The following is a 19048-nucleotide window of genomic DNA, read 5'->3' as shown; positions in this document are numbered from 1 at the left end:
TTGCGCGTGCGCTTCGTTGACAGGTCCAACCCAAGGCCCAGTTGCGTCATCAGCATTCCCCTTAACTATCCCTCTTCCAGGATAGTTCACACTTACGTCAACGCCAGGACTTTTGCAGACCTTCCCTAACTATTAAGCGGGCCCCGCGCGGGTTCTTTGGTAGTGGTGCATCTGGAATCCGTGTTCCCGCGCACTCCGCTCTTGTGACAAGGCAGTCATTCTTCCGGCGGCGCTTCGCGCGCCCCCGCGTCGTTCTACCCCCCTCGGTTTTTCGCTTTCCGCGGTGTACCCATCCGCGACGCACGCAGTGCGGAGTGGGCGCTGATGAGTGCTTTGTCACTACCGCTTAATGCGCGAGGGACCGGATTCCAGATGCACCACTACCAAGGAAATGCTGCGGGGCCCGCTTAAGAATTAGCGGTGTGAGCCGCTTTCTTTTGCCTACTTTTCTTTGCGGCGGCAAAGAAAAGTAGGTGCCCCCCCGCACAGGGGGAACGCTAATAGACCACTAACAAATCAAGGAGAGGCCAAAGGCCAAAAAGCCAGTGCAACGAAAAAAAGCAGCCCTCGGCACACCCATTGCTCACAAGAGCCCAGCGCAGCCCCCAACCCAAAGCTGTACAAACATACAGTATAGTATCCAGCTACGAGCCGGCGGTCCCACCCGCCGCCCACTGCCACACGAACCAGCAACGCGCCGCGCTGCGCCCGTCCGACGTGGCTCAATCAATCCAGACGGTCGAAAAAATTGTCATCTAACGGTACAAACGGTACGAACGGTAAAACCGGTACGAACAGCGGTAAAACCGCCAAACCCGCCCCCACCGGCGCCGCCGGCAATAGCGCCAAACCCGCCACCCCAAGCCCGGACGGCCGCCACCCCGGTTCGATCAAAATCCGCGGCGCGCGCCAGCACAACCTCAAAAACGTCGATCTCGACGTCCGCACCGGCGAAATGACCGTCGTCACCGGCCCATCGGGCTCCGGCAAATCGAGCCTCGTCTTCGACACGCTCTACGCCGAAGGCCAACGCCGCTACGTCGAAACGTTCAGCGCCTACGCCCGGCAGTTTCTCGACCGCATGGACCGCCCGCAGGTCGATCGGGTCGACGGCGTTCCGCCCGCCATCGCCATCGACCAGACCAACCCGGTGCGCAGTTCGCGCTCCACCGTCGGCACCATGACGGAACTGAACGACCATCTGAAACTCCTCTACGCCCGCGCCGCCGAACTGTTCGACAAACAGACCGCACGACCCGTCCGCCACGACACGCCGGAAACCATCTACGCCGAATTGCTCGAACGCACCGAGCAACAGGAACCCCAGCAACAGGAACCCCAGCAACAGGAACCCCGGCTAGTCGTCACCTTCCCGGTCGAATTGCCGGAATCGGCATCGGAACAGGAAGTCGAGCAATGGCTCTCGGCCAGCGGCTACACCCGCGTGCAAGCCCAGCGCGAAGTCGATTCGCCCACCGGCAAACGCAAACTGCTCGACGTCGTCGCCGACCGCTTCCGTCTGAGTTCGGTCGACAAACAACGCGTCGTCGAAGCCATCGAAGGCTCGCTCAAACGAGGCGGCGGCCGCGTCAATATCTACGTGCTGCCGGCCAGCGCGGAAGCGCCCGAAGCCGAACCCGCGGAGCCGACCATCTGGCGCTTCTCCACCGGACTGCATAGCCCCGACAGCGATCTGCGCTACGCCGATCCGCAACCGGCGCTGTTCTCGTTCAACTCGGCCTACGGCGCCTGCGAAACGTGCCGCGGCTTCGGTCGCGTCATCGGCGTCGACCTCGGGCTCGTCATCCCCGACGCGCGCAAAACGCTGCGCGACGGCGCAATCAAACCCATGCAGACGCCCGCGTGGAAAGAGTGCCAGGACGATCTGATGCGCTACGCGGCCAAAGCGGACATCCGCCGCGGCACGCCGTGGGGCGAACTCACCGACGCCGAGCGCGACTGGGTCATCAACGGGTCGCCGGACTGGAACGGCAAGTGGCAAACGCATTGGTACGGCGTCAAGCGCTTCTTCGAATATCTGGAATCGAAAGCGTACAAGATGCACATCCGCGTGCTGCTCTCCAAATACCGCAGCTACACGCCGTGCGAAACCTGCGGCGGCGCGCGTCTGAAAACCGAATCGCTGTTGTGGCGCCTCGGCAGCAAGGCCAATGCGGACGACGTGCTGCCGCCCGCGCGCCGCTTCCTGCCGCGTGGCGTGCAGTGGAATCGCGCTCAGCTCGAAGCGCTGCCGGGCCTGACGGTGCACGATCTGATGCTGATGCCGATCGACCGCATCCGGCGCTTCTTCGACGAAATCAATCTGCCCAGCGCCTTGCTCGACGACGCGCTCAAGCTGCTGCTCGCGGAAGTGCGCACGCGCCTCAAATATCTGTGCGACGTCGGCCTCGGCTATCTGACGCTGGACCGCCAGAGCCGCACGCTGTCCGGCGGCGAGGTGCAGCGGATCAACCTCACCACGGCGCTCGGCACGTCGCTCACCAAAACGCTGTTCGTGCTCGACGAGCCGAGCATCGGCCTGCATCCGCGCGATCTGAACCGGATCGTCGAAGCCATGCATCGTTTGCGCGATGCCGGCAATACGCTGGTCGTGGTCGAACACGATCCGTCGGTCATGCTCGCGGCGGATCGTCTGATCGACATGGGCCCGGGCCCGGGCGAACGCGGCGGCTCGATCATCTTCGACGGCGCGCCCGAAGCCATTCGCTCGTCGGGCACGCTCACCGGCGAATATCTGAGCGGGAAGCGCCACGTCGCGGACGCGGCGCACTGGTCGCAGCGTCCCGTCGACGCCAGCACGCCGCGCATCGTGCTCGAAGGCGCGACCGAACACAATCTGCGCGACGTGACCGTCGAGATTCCGCTGGAGCGTCTCGTCTGCGTGACGGGTGTGTCGGGCTCCGGTAAATCCACCTTGCTGCAGGACGTGTTGTACCCGGCCATGGCGCGTCATTTCGGTCTGGCCACCGAATCGCCGGGCGCCTTCCGCAGCCTGACGGGCGCGGATCAGGTTACGGACGTGGTGTTCGTCGACCAGTCACCGATCGGCAAGACCGCGCGCTCGAATCCGGCGAGTTACGTCGGCGCGTTCGACGAGATTCGCAAGCTGTTCGCCAAAGCACCGCTAGCAACGCAGCGCGGCTACGGCCCCGGCATGTTCAGTTTCAACTCGGGCGACGGACGCTGTCCGACTTGCGGCGGCTCGGGTTTCGAACACATCGAAATGCAGTTCCTGAGCGACGTGTATCTGCGCTGCCCGGACTGTGACGGCCGCCGCTATCGCGCCGAGCTGCTCGAAGTCAAAATCGAACGCGGCTCGCCGGCCCGCGCGCTGAGTATCGCCGACGTGCTGGAACTGACGGTCAGCGAAGCCACCGCGTATTTCGCCAAAGACGCCGAGGTGCTGCGCGTGTTGCAGCCCATCGTCGACGTGGGTCTCGAATACGTGAAGCTCGGCCAGCCCGTGCCCACGTTGTCGGGCGGCGAGGCGCAGCGGCTCAAGCTGGCCGGGTTCCTCGCGGAGTCGGCGCAGGCGCGCACCGCGCGCAGCGCGAAACAGGCCGTCGCCAAACGTCTCTTCATGTTCGACGAGCCGACCACGGGCCTGCATTTCGACGACATTGCCAAGCTGATGCAGGCGTTCGGCAAGCTGCTGGCGAGCGGTCACTCGCTGATCGTGATCGAGCACAATCTCGACGTGATCCGCGCGGCCGACTGGTTGATCGACCTCGGCCCGGAAGGCGGCGACGGCGGCGGCCGCGTGCTGTGTTCGGGCACGCCGGAAGAGGTCAAGCATTGTCCTGAATCGCATACCGGCGAAGCGCTGCTGCAATACGACCGCGCAATGAACGCGGCGGCCGAACCGGCCTCGCAAGGCATGCCGTTGCAGAAGGCGATCAGCGCGGCACGCGCGCGCCGGGCGATCGAAGGCGAAGACGTGGTGCGTATCGTCAACGCGCGCGAACACAATCTGAAGTCGCTGGACGTGGACATTCCGCATGGCAAGTTCAATGTCATTACCGGTGTGTCCGGCTCGGGCAAGTCCACGCTTGCGTTCGACATTCTGTTTCACGAAGGGCAGCGCCGTTATCTGGAATCGCTGAATGCTTACGCGCGTTCCATCGTGCAGCCGGCCGGGCGCCCCGAGGTCGATGCCGTCTACGGCATTCCGCCGACGGTCGCGATCGAACAGCGGCTTTCGCGCGGTGGCCGCAAGAGTACGGTGGCGACCACCTCCGAGGTGTGGCACTTCCTGCGTCTTCTGTATGTGAAGCTGGGTTTGCAGCATTGCATTCACGACGGCACGCCGGTCACCTCGCAAAGTGTCGAATCCATCGCGGCCCAGTTGCTGCGCGATCACAAAGGGCAGCACGTCGGCTTCCTCGCGCCGCTGGTGGTCAACCGCAAGGGCATCTATACCGATCTCGCCAAGTGGGCCAAAGCGCGCGGCAATACGCATCTGCGGGTGGATGGCGAGTTCGTGCCGGTCGACCCGTGGCCGAAGCTCGATCGCTTCCGCGAGCACACCATCGAACTGCCGGTGGCCGACCTCGTCATCTCCGCGGATCACGAGGCGCAATTGCGCGAGGCGCTCGACCAGACGCTCGACATCGGCAAGGGCGTCATGCATCTGCTGGCACCGCTCGACGGCCTGCACGCCGCGCTGACGGGCGGCCGCGCCACGGCAAAACTGGGCGCCGTCAAAGTGCTGTCGACCAAACGCGCGTGTCCGACTTGCGGCACGAGCTACCCCGAACTCGATCCGCGCATGTTTTCGTACAACAGCAAGCATGGCTGGTGTACGACCTGCGTCGGCACGGGTCTGGCGCTCACGCGCGAGCAACGCGCGGCTTACGACGACACGGTCGTCGCCGAAGACAATCGCGGCCGCGAACAAAGCCTGCCTTCCGAGGAGCAGGAACCGGATGGTCTGGTCGACGCGCCGTGCCCGGATTGCGCCGGCACGCGACTGAACCCGACCGCGCGCGCGGTGACGTTCGACACGCAGGCTATCGTCGACGTCGCGCAATGGACCGTGTCGGATACGCGCGCGTGGGTCGATTCGTTGGAAATGACCGGTCGCGACGCGGAAATTGCGCGCGATGTGGTGAGCGAAATCGGCAGCCGTCTGCAATTTCTGGAAGAGGTCGGGCTCGGTTATCTGAGCCTCGACCGTGCGGCGCCGAGTCTATCCGGCGGCGAAGCACAGCGCATCCGTTTGGCGGCGCAACTGGGCAGCAATCTGCAGGGCGTGTGCTACGTGCTCGACGAGCCGACCATCGGCCTGCATCCGCGCGACAACCAGATTCTGCTGAACGCGTTGCGCAAGCTCGGCGAGAAGGGCAACACGCTGGTGGTGGTCGAGCATGACGAAGACACGATCCGGCGTGCCGATCACATCATCGACATCGGGCCGGGCGCCGGCAAACGCGGCGGCACGCTGGTCGCGCAAGGCAGCGTGGCCGATCTGTCGGCGCAAGCGGACTCGCTGACCGGACAGTTCCTCGCGAACCCGATCGTCCATCCGCTGCAGGCGCGTCGTCCGGTGGTCGCCCCGGGCAAACGCAAGGCCGCGGTGCCCGAGCAGTGGATGACCGTGCATGGCGGCAAGCTGCACAACCTGCAGAACGTCACGGTGGGCATTCCGCTGTCGCGGCTGGTGGCGATTACCGGTGTCAGCGGCTCGGGCAAATCGACGCTCGCGCGCGATGTGCTGATGACCAATCTGCTGGACGCGGTTGGCCGCTCGGTGTTGTCGTCGCCGGCAACCCGGCGCGCGCGGGCCGCTGCGAGCGATGCGCACCCGGCGGCGAACCGTCGCTCGAGCGTGCTCGCACGCACCGCGCCGCGCGCGCCGCTCAACGTCACGCATGCGTGGCAGGGCTGCGATTCGATCACCGGCTGGGAAACCATCGACCGCGTGCTGGAAGTCGACCAGACGCCGATCGGCAAGACGCCGCGCTCGTGTCCGGCCACTTATATCGGCGTGTGGGATGCGATCCGCAAGCTGTTCGCGGGCACGCTCGAAGCCCGGGCGCGCGGTTATACGGCGTCGCGCTTCTCGTTCAACACGGGCGATGGCCGTTGCCCCGCCTGCGAAGGACAGGGCGTGCGCACGATCGGCATGAGCTTCTTGCCCGACGTCAAGGTCGGGTGCGACGTGTGCCACGGCCAGCGCTTCAATCCCGAGACGCTGGCGGTCACGTGGCGCGGCAAGAATATCGGCGACGTGCTGACGATGGAAATCGACGAAGCCGTCGAGTTCTTCGCGCCGATCACCAACATCGCGCATCCGTTGCAACTGATGAAAGACGTCGGGCTCGGTTATCTGACGTTGGGCCAGCCGTCGCCGACGCTATCCGGCGGCGAAGCGCAGCGTATCAAGCTCGTCACCGAATTGAGCAAGGTGCGCGACGACGTGACGCGGCGCGGCCAGAAGCCGCCGCATACGCTCTACGTGCTGGACGAACCGACGGTCGGTCTGCATATGGCCGACGTGGCGAAGCTGATCCGCGTGCTGCATCGTCTCGCGGACGGCGGCCATAGCGTGGTCGTCATCGAGCACGATCTCGACGTGATTGCCGAGGCCGACTGGATTATCGACCTCGGGCCGGAAGGCGGGGTGGGCGGCGGGGCGCTGGTCGCGGCCACCGATCCGGAAGGGCTGGTGCAGGTCGCGGCGAGCCATACCGGCGCGGCGCTGCGGCCGGTGCTGGCGCGAACGCCGAATCCGGCGAGCCATACGGTTAGCTCGCACGGCACGCTCAGCACGGTTGGGACGGACGAATAGACGCGGCGGCCTTAGCGGAATCAGCCGTGCTTCCGCGAGCTCAACCCGCCGGTTGATTGACGGCGGCGGGTCGAGCAGATGCGGCAGCTGTGGCAGCCGCGGTGCCCGCGGACGTTTGCACTGTGCTCGCCGACGTATGCGTTGCGGCCGGCCGGCAGTCCGCGCGATATTCGGCCTGCACTTTCAGCTTCGCCTTTTGCAGGTCGGCCGGATAGGTGGCGTCGTCGTCGGCGGGCTGGTAGCCGGCGGCTTCGAGTTCGCCCAATTCGCGCATCAACTGTTTGTGCGTCACTTCGCCTTGGGTCCGCTTGAACGGATAGTCGTTGCATTGCGCCGCCGTGAGGTGCGGCGCGGCCATGGCGGAAGCGCTGCCGATCAGTAGCAGGGAGACGAGCAGGGATTTCGTTGCGGTGTTCATGGTGTGTTCCTTCCACGGGAAGAGTCGAATCGGGTCGCGCCGTAAAACGACGGCGACATGACCTCACACTAAACGACTGGGCTTACCGCAGCGGCGTCGGCAAGATGAAACTTGCTTTAGGCACTCACCCCGAAGGCCTTTTGCAGGCTTCGGCGTTGGCGAACTTAAATATTTGTTCATGAAACAGAAAGGCTTTCGCTACGGGTGCGCGCGTAGCCTGCAGGCTGGCATCGGGCGTAGCGGCGGCATCCGTCGAATCGCACGCTCATGCAAAAACGCCCGAGCCGACTATGGCATCATGTTCCCTCCCAGATAACCGGCCGCGTCCGCCGCTTGCATCGGTCGAGCGGTTCGTGGCGCACGCAACCAGCATGTCGCGAGTACTCACGATCGAAGATGACGAAATAACCGCGAGTGAAATCGTCGGTGAACTGGAAGGCCGGGGTTTTACGGTCGACTGGGTGGCGAACGGCCGCGACGGCATGGCTCGCGCGATCAGTACCGATTACGATGTGATTACACTCGACCGCATGCTGCCGGGTATGGATGGCCTGACCATCCTTACCACCATCCGCAGCATCGGCATTCAAACACCGGTTCTGATGCTGAGCGCGCTCGGCGACGTGGACGAACGGGTGCGCGGCTTGCGCGCCGGCGGTGACGACTACCTCACCAAGCCCTTCGATCCCGAAGAAATGGCGGCGCGTCTCGAAGTACTGTTGCGACGTAGCCAGGCGCCGGCCGCGCAACTCGATACTCACTTGCGCGTCGGCCCGCTGGAACTCGATCTCATCTCGCGCAAGGTGCAGCGCGACGGCGAAGAGATTGCCCTGTTGCCCACCGAATACCGCGTGCTCGAATTCATGATGCGGCACGCCGGCCAGACCATTACGCGCACCATGCTGTTCGAAGCGGTGTGGGGTTATCACTTCGACCCCGGCACCAATCTGATCGACGTTCACATGGGACGCTTGCGAAAGAAAGTCGATCCGCCGGGCGTCCCGCAGATGATTCAGACCGTGCGAGGCTCCGGCTATATCCTCGCATGAACGGACTCCGTTGATGGACATGACTTTTCCGGCCCAGTCCGCGCTCGGGCGGCGCTGGCAATCCACCACCTTCCGTCTGCTGTCGGTCTATGCGGTCGTGTTCTCGCTGTCCGTCATGCTGCTGCTCGGCATTATCGGTTGCGCGTTGACCGGCGACATGGAGCGCGAGATCGACGTGGTGATGGACTGGCAGTTGATCTACTTCGATTCGATGCCCGATTCCGAACTCGCCGGCGCGATTCACCGACGTATCGAGCATGAGCGCATGCATGCCAATTACTACGGCCTGTTCACGCCGCAAGGCCGGTTTCTGGCAGGCGACGTGCTGGTCTATCCCACCGGGCTACCCACCACACGCACCGGCAAGACGCTCGACCTGACGCTTTCGCTGGCCCGCAACGAGCAGACGCCGGTAGTGCGCGCGATGGCCGAGCGCCGCAACGACGGTTCGATTCTGGTGGTGGGCCGCGACCTCACCCATATTCTGCGGATTCGCGAGACCATCATCAATACGCTGGTTGGCGGCGGCATTATCTGCCTGCTTGCCGGCGTGGCCGGTGGACTTGCGCTGAGCGTGCGGCAGATGCGTCGTCTGAAGGCGATACGCCGCGTCACGCAACATATTGCGCAGGGCGATCTCGCGCAGCGGTTGCCGATTGGCGGACGCGACGAAGTGGATATGCTCGCGCACCTGGTGAACCATATGCTCGCGGAAGTCGAGCGGCTGATGCACGAAGTGAAGGGCGCTTGCGACGGTATTGCGCACGATTTGCGCACGCCGCTCGCGCATGTGCGAACGCTTCTGGCTCACGCCGCCGAACGTACCGATGCACTCGACGATGCTGCGTTGTCGCAATTGCTCGAGCGTGCCCGTACCGAGACCGATGCGCTGCTCGACCGGTTTCGCGCGATGCTGCGTATCTCCGAGATTGGCACCTTGCAGCGGCGCGGCGGATTCGGCGAGGTATTGCTGGACACGCTGGTGCAGGAGGTCGGCGAGCTATACGAGCCGCTCGCCGAGACCCGGGCGATTCGCGTGGTGGTAGACGTGCAACCTGTCGATGCGATACACGGCGATCGCGCGTTGCTGTTCGAAGCGTTGAGCAACCTGATGGATAACGCGATCAAGTTCACGCCGGAGGGTGGCGTCGTGCGCATGACCTTGATCCAGACGGCGGCGGGCCCGCAGGTGGATATCGTCGATAACGGGCCGGGTATTGCGCTGGCTGAGCGCGATGCGGTGTTACAGCGGTTTTACCGCGGCGAGAGTACGCGGCATCTTGCGGGTTCGGGTTTGGGGCTGAGCATTGTGTCGGCGGTGATGCGGGTGCACGACTTCACGATGAAGATTGGCAATGCGGAGCCTGGTGCGCGGATTTCTATTGAATGCTGGTCGAGGACGCTGGCATGACGCCTGGGTCTTTCATGTTTATTCAGGAGCGTGAATGCGTGTCCTGTTCGTAGGGCCTTCTCATCCGGAGGCGGCATGGTTGTTCAAAGCGTTGCAGGAGAGCGCGCATAGTTTGCAGCGGGCCGACGATTTGCGGGACGGATTGTTTCTGGCTTCGCAGGAGCCTTTCGATGCGATCGTTCTGATGGTGATCGAGGCGGGGCTTTATTCGGAATTGCAGGGGTTCGTTACCGAGCTGGCCGATGTGACGCGAGGGGCGTCGATCGTCGTCGTGTTGGGGGCTGCTAATGCGCAGGACCGGACGAGGGTGTTGAGGGCTGGTGCCGATGCGTGTTTTTGTCAGCCTTATTCGTTTATCGAAATGCATGAGAGGTTGTTGGCGTTGCAGCGGAACAAGGGGGGGGTGGGGGCTGCGGGCGCTGCTGTTTTTGATTTGCCTTCGCTCGATGGTGGGACTCGCGAGCTCGTTGTCGGTGTGCGGCGGGTTGCCGTTACGCGGCGGGAGTTTCTTTTGCTCGAGTGCCTGTTGAAGCAGGTTAATGCGCCGGTGGCGAGAGAACAGTTGATTCGGTATGCGTGGCCCGAGAAGGAAGATGTCGATCCGGCTAGTGTCAATCTTGTTGTTTCGAGGTTGCGGCGGAAGATTGCCGCTAAGGTTAGTGTGGTTAGGATTGAGACTGTTAGTCGGTTTGGGTATCAGGTGGTGGTTGAAGTTTGATGTTTATCGTTGCACTGGCTTTTTTGGCCTTTCCTTGCTTTGTTAGTGGTCTATTAGCGTTCCCCCTGTGCGGGGGGCACTTACTTCTCTTTGCCGCCGCAAAGAGAAGTAAGCAAGAGAAAGCGGCTCACACCGCTAACTCTTAAGCGGGAACCGCAGCATTTCCTTGGTAGTGGTGCATCTGGAATCCGTGCCCTCGCGCATTTGACGTTAGTGACAAAGCACTCATCAGCTCCCACTCCGCACTGCGTGCGTCGCGGATGGGTAAACAACGGAAGGCAAAAAAAACGAGGGTTCCAAGAACGACCCGGGGGCGCGCGAAGCGCCGCCGGAAGAATGACTGCCTTGTCACAAGAGCGGAATGTGCGAGGGAACGGATTCCAGATGCACCACTACCAGAAACCGCGCGCGGGACCCGCTTAAGAATTAGCGGTGTGAGCCGCTTTCTCTTGCTTACTTCTCTTTGCGGCGGCAAAGAGAAGTAAGTGCCCCCCCGCACAGGGGGAACGCTAATAGACCACTAAGAAAGCAAGGAAAGGCCAACCAAACCCAAAAAAAAACGTACCAACCTCAAGACCCAAAATAAACATCACAAAAACTAACAGGCCCAACGCAGTTGTCCGCAGTACTAGCACTACTTGCCGGCTTGCCGGCCAACCCAGCGCATCCGCTCAACATCACCGCCAGCACCGCGCCCGCCACCCCCAACCACACAATCCGCCTCACGCAGTGACCCTCCGCACGCTCAGTGCGCATAAATGGTCGAGTCGAGATAAGCCAACTGCCCATCCTTCTCGGCGTGCACCAACTCCCGATAAACCTGCGCACGCGTCTTCTCAGGCGCAACCGACGGCGCGACCCACGAGCCCGCGCCCATCCCCGAGCCGCTGCCAGTCATCGCCATCGTGCTATTAGAAGCCACCTGCATCGACGGAGCCGCACTCAATTGCGCCGCAGGTGCCGTCGATTGAGCAAAAGCCGAAGCCGTCGCGGTAACACCAACGAATGCGACCATCAAAGTAAGAGATTTCATATCGGGATCCTCATAAACAAGTTGAATGAACCGATCCGCGAGTCGTCGTGATTTCGTGCATCGGTTGAGATCAAGAATAGCCAACCACCGTTAGCGGATCGGCGATGTACGCATGAAAAGATTTTCATCCGTCATAACGTCGGCAAGCCCATCGCCAAAGGGCTCGCGCACTCGTGTCGTCAACATAAAAAACGTTTCATGAAACACGCTGTTTTGATCACGGGCCTGTCACCGCGCAAATCTACATTGCGGCTACCCGTACGGTGTGCGGGATCGATCCGTCATCGCGCGGATCGGCGCCTTCTCTTATCCGGATCAAACATGAATAAAGCCTTGGTAACCACACTCTTCGCGCTCGCCGGTACGCTCGCGTCGTCCGCGTACGCACAAAGCAGCGTCACGCTCTACGGCACACTCGACACCGGCCTCGATTACGTCAGCAACCAGAAATCCGGCACCGGCGGCAAAAGCAACTGGATGATGGAAAGCGGCAACCTCAGCACCAATCGATGGGGCCTGCGCGGCAACGAAGATCTCGGCGGCGGACTCAGCGCCGTATTCGATCTGGAAAACGGCTTCAATATCGATAACGGCAAGTTCTCGAACGGCGGCGACGAGTTCGGCCGGCAAGCCTGGGTCGGCATCGCCAGCAAGCAATGGGGTACGGTCACGCTCGGTCGTCAATACGATTTCCTCGTGGACTTCGTCGCGCCACTGTCGGCAACCGGCTCGGGATTCGGCGGCAATATCGCCGATCATCCGTTCGATAACGACAACCTCAACAACGATCTGCGCCTGAACAACGCAATCAAATTCCGCAGCGCGACCTACGACGGTCTCTCGATCGGCGGCGCCTACGCATTCAGCGGCTCGGCCGGCAACTTCAGCAATAACAACGCCTACAGCCTCGGCGCGCAATGGGCCGGCGGTCCGTTCAATCTCGCGGTCGCGTACCTGCAGATCAACCAGCCGGGCGGTGTCGATCAACCCAACAACACGGGCGGCGCAGCAAGCAGCGGCGACGGCGACGCGACCCTCACCGGCGCGCGTCAACGCACGCTCGGCGCAGCAGGACGCTATACGTTCGGCGCGGCGACCGTCGGCCTCGTATTCACCCGCACCATGCTGAACGATCCGGCACAGATCACCCAGGGCGGTGCTTACTCGACGGTCAACGGCCATTACCTGAGCTTCAACAACTACGAGTTGAACGGCCGCTACGCGCTCACGCCGGCACTCTCGCTCGGCGGCTCCTACACATTCACGGACGGACATTTCAGCGACGCAGGCCGCAGCGTCGCGCCGAAGTGGAATCAGTTCATGGTGCAGGCGGACTACTCGCTGTCGCGTCGCACCGATGTCTATCTGGAAGGCGTGTATCAACACGTGTCCGGCGCGGATGGCATCGCCGTGCTCGGCAACGCGTCGATCTACTCGCTGGCGTCGTCGTCGAGCAATCGTCAGGCGGTCGTCGCTGTGGGCGTGCGGCATAAGTTCTAAGTGCTCGCGCAGCAATGAAAAAACGTCGCCGGGTCGTTCGATCGACCCGGCGACGTTTTTTCGTGCTGCGGTGTCCTCGCCATTCAGTTTGCGGAGGCGAGCTTTCCCGTAGTCTTTCCAGCAGGCGCTGTTTCCGTTCGAACCACATCGGCGCGAGCGGCCCCGCTCTGGCCATTCGCCGACCATCCGCCACCCAGTGCCTCGATTAACCCAACCGAGGCCAGCAGACGCCGCGTATTGAGGTTCAGTGACGTGATCTGCGTGGAGAGTTCGGTCGTCTGCGCGGTCACGACGTCGAGATAGCTGACCACGCCGTCGCGATAGCGCGACATCGACAGTTGCAACGTGCGCTGCGCGGCGACCAGCGCCTGATCCTGTTGCGTCGCCTCGTCGCCGAGATGATGCAGTTGCGCCAGATTGTCTTCGACCTGCTGGAACGCCTGCAACACGGTCGCCTTGTATTTGGCGCCGTTCTCCGCGAGTTTCGCGCGCGCCTCGTTGGTCATCGCTTCGCGACGTCCTCCGTCGAACAGCGTGAAGACCAGACTCGGTCCGACCGACCAGATTTCGTTCGGCGCCATCAGCCACGGCGACAGGCTGTCGCTCTGATAGCCGCCGTCGAGTCCAAGCGAGAGGTCGGGGAAGAACGCGGCCTTCGCCACGCCGATCTGCGCGTTGGCTTGTGCGACCCGTCGTTCCGCAGCGGCGATGTCCGGCCGGCGTTGCAGCAAAGCGGCCGGCACGCCGCTCGGGATGGCGGGCAGGTAGCCGGCGTCGGCCACCGGCGCAAGCGCGAAGTTCGACGCGGGCGTGCCGGTTAGGCTCGCAATCGCGTGTTCGTACAGCGCGCGGCGCGCGGCGATGTCGTCGACAGCGGCGCGCGCCGTGTCGAGTTGCGTCTGCGCGCGCGACACGTCGAGGTCCGAGGCGATGCCCCCGGCGTGACGACTCAGCGTGAGCTTGAGGGCGCGCTGATACGTGTCGATCGTGTCGTCGAGGAGTTTCTGCTGCTCGTCGAGTCCGCGCAGATTGAAGTACGCATCGGCGAGCCTCGCCTGCAAACTCAGGCGCACCGAGTCGAGATCGGCGTCGCTTGCCTGCATCGCGGCGCGGCCGGCGGCGACCTCGTTGCGAATCTTGCCCCACAGGTCGAGGTCGTAGCTGATCCCCACATCGACGGTCCCGGTGTTGTACACCGACGGTTGATCCGCACCGCGCAGCGGCCGGTTGTCCGATTGCCGCTGACGCTCCACCGACGCGTCGGCGCCGATGGTGGGAAAGAATCCCGAACGTGCTTGCGACAGGTCCGCGACGGCTTCGTCATGTCGTGCGATTGCGGCGGCGACATCGGGGTTCGCACTGGCCACCTTCGTTTCGAGTCGATCGAGCACCGGGTCGCGGTAGACGGTCCACCAGTCGTCGCGCGGCACCCGGTCCGCCGGTCGCGCCAGTTGCCAGGCGCCGCCTTCCTTGAAGTGGGTGGGTAGGCTGGCGGCCGGCGCGTGATAGGGCGGCGCGAACGAACAGGCGCTCAGCACTGCGGCGCCCGTCAACGCGATGCACAAGCGGCGCTTATCCATGGGTGTCCTCCGAAGCTCGCCGGGTCGCGAGCGCGGCCGTGCCCGTGCCCCTGCCCGTGCCGGCGGCGTTGTCCTGAAGACGAACGGGATCGCCCGATGCAAGCGAGTCGGGCGGATTGTCGATCACGCGATCGGTCGCGTTCAGGCCAGTCGCGATCTCGACGTGCGTGCCCAGGTCGGTGCCGATCGTGACCGGCTTGAGCACCGCGCGATTGTCCGGACCGACGACCGCGACCTGCAAACCCTGCTGCCGGAAGATCAGCGAACTGGCGGGAATCGACAGGGCGTGCGCGTCGACCGGCAACGCGAAATGCACTTCGGTGTACTCGCCGGGAATCAGCAGACCGTCTTTATTGTCGACGGCCAGTTGCACGAGCAGGGTGCCGGACGAGGCTTCGATCGAATCGTCGGTATCGACCAGTTTCGCGTCGAACTTCATGCCCGGGCGTTCAGGCACGCTCAGCGTGGCGGTCATGCCGGGTTTGATGGCGGCGGCTTCGTCCTGCGGCACGCTGACGTACACCCGCAACTGCTTCGCGTCGGACACGGCGAAGAGTTCGGGACCGCTGCCGCCGCCCGCATCGATGAGCGCGCCGATATCGGTCTTGCGCGCAGTCACGACGCCGTCGAACGGCGCGACGATGCGCTTGAACGATTCGAGCGCATCGAGGCGGCGCACGTTCGCTTGCGCAGCGTCGACCGTGGCCTGCTTCGCGACCAGGTCGCTGGTCTTCTCGTCGGCGTCCTGTTGCGACACCGAGTCCTGCTTGAGCATCTCGGTCCAGCGGTGCGCGGTGGACGCGGCGAGCTTCTCGTTGGCCTGCGAGTTCTGCAGATCGGCACGGGCCTGCTGCAATTGCTGATCGAGGTCGGGCGTGTCGATCTGGCCGAGCAGTTGTCCCGCTTTGACGTGCGTGCCGATATCGGCGTACCACGCATGCAGATAACCCGACACGCGCGCATAGATCGGTGCGTTGACGAAGGCGGACAGGTGACCGGGCAGCACCAGCGACTGCGCGTCGGTATCGCGTTTCGGGGTGTAGGCGACGACGGTCGGCACGGCCTGATCGGCGGACCAGGTCGTCAGTTCGCGCTTCGCGTGCAGACGGCTCGTCACGCCGCTTGCCACGATGCCCGCTGCGACGAGCAACGCGACGATACCGACGAGCTTCAGATGACGCAGCCGCTTCGGCGAATTGATTTCGATCTCAGTGGACATGTTGCACTCCGGGTTCGGATGATGATTGATCGTCAGGCGATGTGGGGTCGGGGCCGTGCTCGGGCGCCGCGTCGTGGCCGGTTTTCGACTCGTTCCGGTGCACGAGGCTGAACACCACCGGCACGAACAGCAACGTGGCGAAGGTCGCGCACAGCAGGCCGCCGATCACGGCGCGGCCGAGCGGCGCGTTCTGCTCGCCGCCGTCGCCGAGACCGAGCGCCATGGGCGCCATGCCGATGATCATGGCGAGCGCGGTCATCAGCACCGGACGAAAACGCGTGAAGCCGGCTTCCATGGCGGCGACCAGCGCATTGCCGGTGGCGGCCAGCCGTTCGCGCGCGAAGCTCACCACGAGAATGCTGTTGGCGGTGGCTACGCCCATGCAGAGAATCGCGCCGGTCAGCGCAGGCACCGAGAGCGGCGTATGCGTGGTGAACAGCATCCACACGATGCCCGCGAGCGCCGCCGGCAACGCGGTGACGATCACGAACGCATCGCTCCACGAATGGAAGTTGACGACGATCAGCAGGAAGATCAGCAGAATCGCGCCGGCGAGACCGAGCAACAGACCGGTGAACGCGCTGTTCATGGTCTGCACCTGACCGCGCAAGGTCACGACGGAGCCCTTCGGCACGTCCTTCGCGGTGTCCTTCACGATGCTTTGAATCTTCGTCGCCACCGCGCCCAGATCCTGACCTTGCGTGGTCGCGAACACGTCGTACAGCGGCTCGATGTTGTAGTGCGAAACCACCGCGCTGCCCACACCGCGCGTAATCGTTGCGATGCCGCCGAGAATCTGCGACTGGCCGCTCTTGCCGGTCACCGGCAGATTGTCGAGATTCGACAGCGACGTCATCCGGTATTGCGGCGTCTGCGCGACGATCGGATACGACACGCCGTTGTTCGGATTGAGCCAGTACGTCGGCGACACCTGACTCGTACCGGAGAGGCTCGCCACCACCGAATTGGTGACGTCCTGTTCGGTGATACCGAGTTCGTCGGCACGCGAGCGGTCCACGTTCACGCGCAATTGCGGGTACGTCGACGCCTGCTGGATGCGTGTGTCCGCAATGCCCGGAATCAGGCGCATGCGGCGCATGACTTCGGTGGCGTAGCGCTGGTTGCCGGCGAGGTTCGGTCCTGCCACTTGCAGATCGATTGGTGCGGGCGCGCCGAAATTCAGAATCTGGCTGACGATGTCGGCGGGCAGGAACGCGAAGGTCGTGCCGGGGAACCGGCGCGGCAGCGTTTCGCGCAGTGTGCGCACGTAGTCGGCGGTCGGTCCGTGATTCTCGTTGAGCGAGATCAGGATGTCGCCGTCCTGCGGCCCGATGGTGCCGCTATTGTTGTACGTCAGGTTGATACCGCTATTGGGCAAGCCGATGTTGTCGACGATGCTGCGCAACTGGTCGGGCGGAATCGCGCGACGCACCGCGTTTTCGATCAGATCGAACTGCTCGGCGGTATCTTCGACGCGCGTGCCGATCGGCGCACGCACGTGAATCGCGATTTCGCCCGAATCGATGTTCGGGAAGAAATTGCGTCCCAGCCACGGCGCGAGCAGGAACGATGCGCCCACCACGATCAGGAAGCCGGCGATGAAGCCCTTGCGATTCGAGAGCGCGAGTTCGAGCACGACCCGGTAGCCGCCGCGAATGGTTTCGAAGCGTCGTTCGAAGCCGCGCTGGAAACGCACCAGCGGATTGCGCGACGGCCCAGCCGCGGCGGTTTCACCCGGCGCGTGGCCGCCCGGCGCATGCGGGCGCAGCAGGTATTGCGCCATCATCGGCACGAAGGTACGCGACAGGATGAACGAGGCGACCATCGCGAAGATCACCGCTTCGGCCATCGGCACGAACAGGAAACGCGCGATGCCGTCGAGCAGCAGCATCGGCACGAACACGATACAGATACAGAGCAGCGAGACGAAGGCGGGCGCGACGATTTGCGCGGCGCCGTCCATGATCGCGTGACGGACCTCCTTACCGTGTTCGAGATGCCAGTTGATGTTTTCGATCGTGACGGTCGCATCGTCGACCAGAATGCCGACCGCGAGCGCGAGGCCGCCGAGCGTCATCACGTTGAGCGTTTCGCCCGCCGCCGCGAGTCCGGCGATGGCGGCGAGCACGGCGAGCGGAATCGACGCGGCGATGATCAGCGTGGAACGCCAGCTGCCGAGGAACAGCAGAATCATCAGCGACGTAAGCGCCGCCGCGATGATGCCTTCGCGCGCCACGCCGCTGACCGCGCCCTTCACGAAGGTGGACTGATCGCCCATGGTGACGAGTTTCAGGCCGGGCGGAAGCGTGGCCTCGACGCGCGGCAACTGCGCCTTGACGCCCGCGATGATGTCCAGTGTCGAGGCCGATCCGTTCTTCAGGATACTCATCAGTACCGCGCGATGCCCGTCGACGCGCACCACGTTGCCCTGCGGCGGATAGCCGTCGCGAACGTGCGCAACGTCGCGGATGTAGATGGTCGCGCCGTTCACCGTCCTGATCGGCAGCGCGTTGAGTTCGTCGAGCGAGAGCGGGCTGTTGTTCAGTTTGACGTTGTATTCGTAGCGGCCGATCTTCTCCGTGCCGGCCGGAATGATCTGGTTCTGCTGCGCGAGCGCGGTGGCCACGTCGTTGGCCGAGAGCTTCTTGGCCTGCAGCGCCTGCGGGTTCAGGTCGATCTGTACTTCGCGGACCTTGCCGCCATACGGGTTCGGAATCGCGACGCCCGGCACGCTCAGCAATTGCGGACGAATGAAGTTGGTCGCGTAGTCCGACAGCTTCTGTTCGTCGAGCGTGTTGCTGGTGAGGGCCAGTTGCAGCACCGGCACGGTCGAGGCGTTGTAGTTCAGGATCTGCGGCGGCGTGGTGCCGGGCGGCATCTGCTTGAGCACCGTTTGCGAGACCGAGGTCACCTGAGCGGTCGCCGTGCGAATGTCCACGGTCGGCTGGAAGAAAATCTTCACGATGCCGTAGCCGCGAAACGATTGCGACTCGATATGCGCGACGTCGTTGACGGTCGTGCCGAGCGTGCGTTCGTAGTAGGTGACGATGCGCCCGGACATATCGTCCGGCTGCAGACCGGCGTAGTTCCAGACCACGCTGATCACGGGAATGCGGATGTCGGGGAAGATATCCGTGGGCGTACGCAACGCGGCAAGCGGACCGATCAGCAGGATCAGCAGGGCAAGCACGATGAACGTGTAGGGCCGGGTCAACGCTAACCGGACTATTTTTAACATCGAAGGCTGCTCCGTTCAGAGGCGCGATTGAATCTGCGCGGACATGTGGCGATTGGGGCAGACACGCTGGG

The 19048-nt window shown here is 63.5% G+C and carries 10 protein-coding genes; 5 read left to right on the top strand and 5 right to left on the bottom strand.

Features of this window, described 5'->3' with window-relative positions:
- Positions 1-889: 889 nt before the first annotated feature.
- Positions 890-6811, top strand: a complete 5922-nt coding sequence (gene uvrA, locus FQ746_RS16950; protein WP_144110529.1) for an excinuclease ABC subunit UvrA — start codon at positions 890-892, stop codon at positions 6809-6811.
- A 40-nt stretch (positions 6812-6851) separates the two neighbouring features.
- Here uvrA and FQ746_RS16945 read toward each other — a convergent pair whose 3' ends face one another.
- Positions 6852-7229: a DUF4148 domain-containing protein gene (locus FQ746_RS16945; RefSeq protein WP_144110521.1), complete on the bottom strand. Its 378-nt coding sequence runs from the start codon at positions 7227-7229 to the stop codon at positions 6852-6854.
- Between the two features lie 371 nt (positions 7230-7600).
- Here FQ746_RS16945 and FQ746_RS16940 point away from each other — a divergent pair, with 371 nt between their 5' ends.
- The 3 genes from FQ746_RS16940 to FQ746_RS16930 are packed head-to-tail and all read left to right on the top strand — an operon-like array spanning position 7601 to position 10407.
- A complete protein-coding gene (locus FQ746_RS16940; protein WP_144110520.1) occupies positions 7601-8278 on the top strand; it encodes a response regulator transcription factor in 678 nt (225 codons plus the stop codon).
- Between the two features lie 19 nt (positions 8279-8297).
- Positions 8298-9689, top strand: coding sequence for an ATP-binding protein (locus FQ746_RS16935; protein WP_409932405.1), 1392 nt, complete (start codon positions 8298-8300; stop codon positions 9687-9689).
- Positions 9690-9723: 34 nt separating this feature from the next.
- On the top strand, positions 9724-10407 hold the full coding sequence (locus tag FQ746_RS16930) for a response regulator transcription factor (protein WP_144110518.1): 684 nt from the start codon (positions 9724-9726) through the stop codon (positions 10405-10407).
- 745 nt (positions 10408-11152) lie between these two features.
- Here FQ746_RS16930 and FQ746_RS16920 read toward each other — a convergent pair.
- Positions 11153-11440, bottom strand: a complete 288-nt coding sequence (locus FQ746_RS16920; RefSeq protein WP_144110516.1) for a DUF4148 domain-containing protein — start codon at positions 11438-11440, stop codon at positions 11153-11155.
- Positions 11441-11761: 321 nt separating this feature from the next.
- Here FQ746_RS16920 and FQ746_RS16915 point away from each other — a divergent pair, with 321 nt between their 5' ends.
- Positions 11762-12940 carry a porin gene (locus FQ746_RS16915; protein ID WP_144110515.1) on the top strand — a complete coding sequence of 393 codons (1179 nt, stop codon included), beginning with the start codon at positions 11762-11764 and terminating at the stop codon, positions 12938-12940.
- A gap of 83 nt (positions 12941-13023) precedes the next feature.
- Here FQ746_RS16915 and FQ746_RS16910 read toward each other — a convergent pair whose 3' ends face one another.
- The 3 genes from FQ746_RS16910 to FQ746_RS16900 are packed head-to-tail and all read right to left on the bottom strand — an operon-like array spanning position 13024 to position 18977.
- On the bottom strand, positions 13024-14520 hold the full coding sequence (locus FQ746_RS16910; protein WP_144110514.1) for an efflux transporter outer membrane subunit: 1497 nt from the start codon (positions 14518-14520) through the stop codon (positions 13024-13026).
- Positions 14513-15739, bottom strand: a complete 1227-nt coding sequence (locus FQ746_RS16905; RefSeq protein ID WP_144110513.1) for an efflux RND transporter periplasmic adaptor subunit — start codon at positions 15737-15739, stop codon at positions 14513-14515. Before FQ746_RS16905 ends, FQ746_RS16910 begins: the two co-directional genes overlap by 8 nt.
- Positions 15729-18977, bottom strand: coding sequence for an efflux RND transporter permease subunit (locus FQ746_RS16900; RefSeq protein WP_144110512.1), 3249 nt, complete (start codon positions 18975-18977; stop codon positions 15729-15731). The genes FQ746_RS16905 and FQ746_RS16900 overlap by 11 nt, the downstream gene beginning before the upstream one ends.
- Positions 18978-19048: the final 71 nt, after the last annotated feature.

Source organism: Paraburkholderia sp. BCC1886, assembly GCF_900996245.1.
Lineage (GTDB): Bacteria > Pseudomonadota > Gammaproteobacteria > Burkholderiales > Burkholderiaceae > Paraburkholderia.
The sequence above is the reverse complement of the archived record's forward strand: the minus strand, read 5'-3'. Positions and strand labels throughout refer to the sequence as shown.

Excerpts from the sequence above, each read along its gene's own strand:
- FQ746_RS16945 (WP_144110521.1), bottom strand. The coding sequence starts at position 7,229 with ATGAACACCGCAACGAAATCCCTGCTCGTCTCCCTGCTACTGATCGGC.
- FQ746_RS16940 (WP_144110520.1), top strand. The coding sequence starts at position 7,601 with ATGTCGCGAGTACTCACGATCGAAGATGACGAAATAACCGCGAGTGAA.
- FQ746_RS16935 (WP_409932405.1), top strand. The coding sequence starts at position 8,298 with ATGACTTTTCCGGCCCAGTCCGCGCTCGGGCGGCGCTGGCAATCCACC.
- FQ746_RS16930 (WP_144110518.1), top strand. The coding sequence starts at position 9,724 with ATGCGTGTCCTGTTCGTAGGGCCTTCTCATCCGGAGGCGGCATGGTTG.
- FQ746_RS16920 (WP_144110516.1), bottom strand. The coding sequence starts at position 11,440 with ATGAAATCTCTTACTTTGATGGTCGCATTCGTTGGTGTTACCGCGACG.
- FQ746_RS16915 (WP_144110515.1), top strand. The coding sequence starts at position 11,762 with ATGAATAAAGCCTTGGTAACCACACTCTTCGCGCTCGCCGGTACGCTC.
- FQ746_RS16910 (WP_144110514.1), bottom strand. The coding sequence starts at position 14,520 with ATGGATAAGCGCCGCTTGTGCATCGCGTTGACGGGCGCCGCAGTGCTG.
- FQ746_RS16905 (WP_144110513.1), bottom strand. The coding sequence starts at position 15,739 with ATGTCCACTGAGATCGAAATCAATTCGCCGAAGCGGCTGCGTCATCTG.
- FQ746_RS16900 (WP_144110512.1), bottom strand. The coding sequence starts at position 18,977 with ATGTTAAAAATAGTCCGGTTAGCGTTGACCCGGCCCTACACGTTCATC.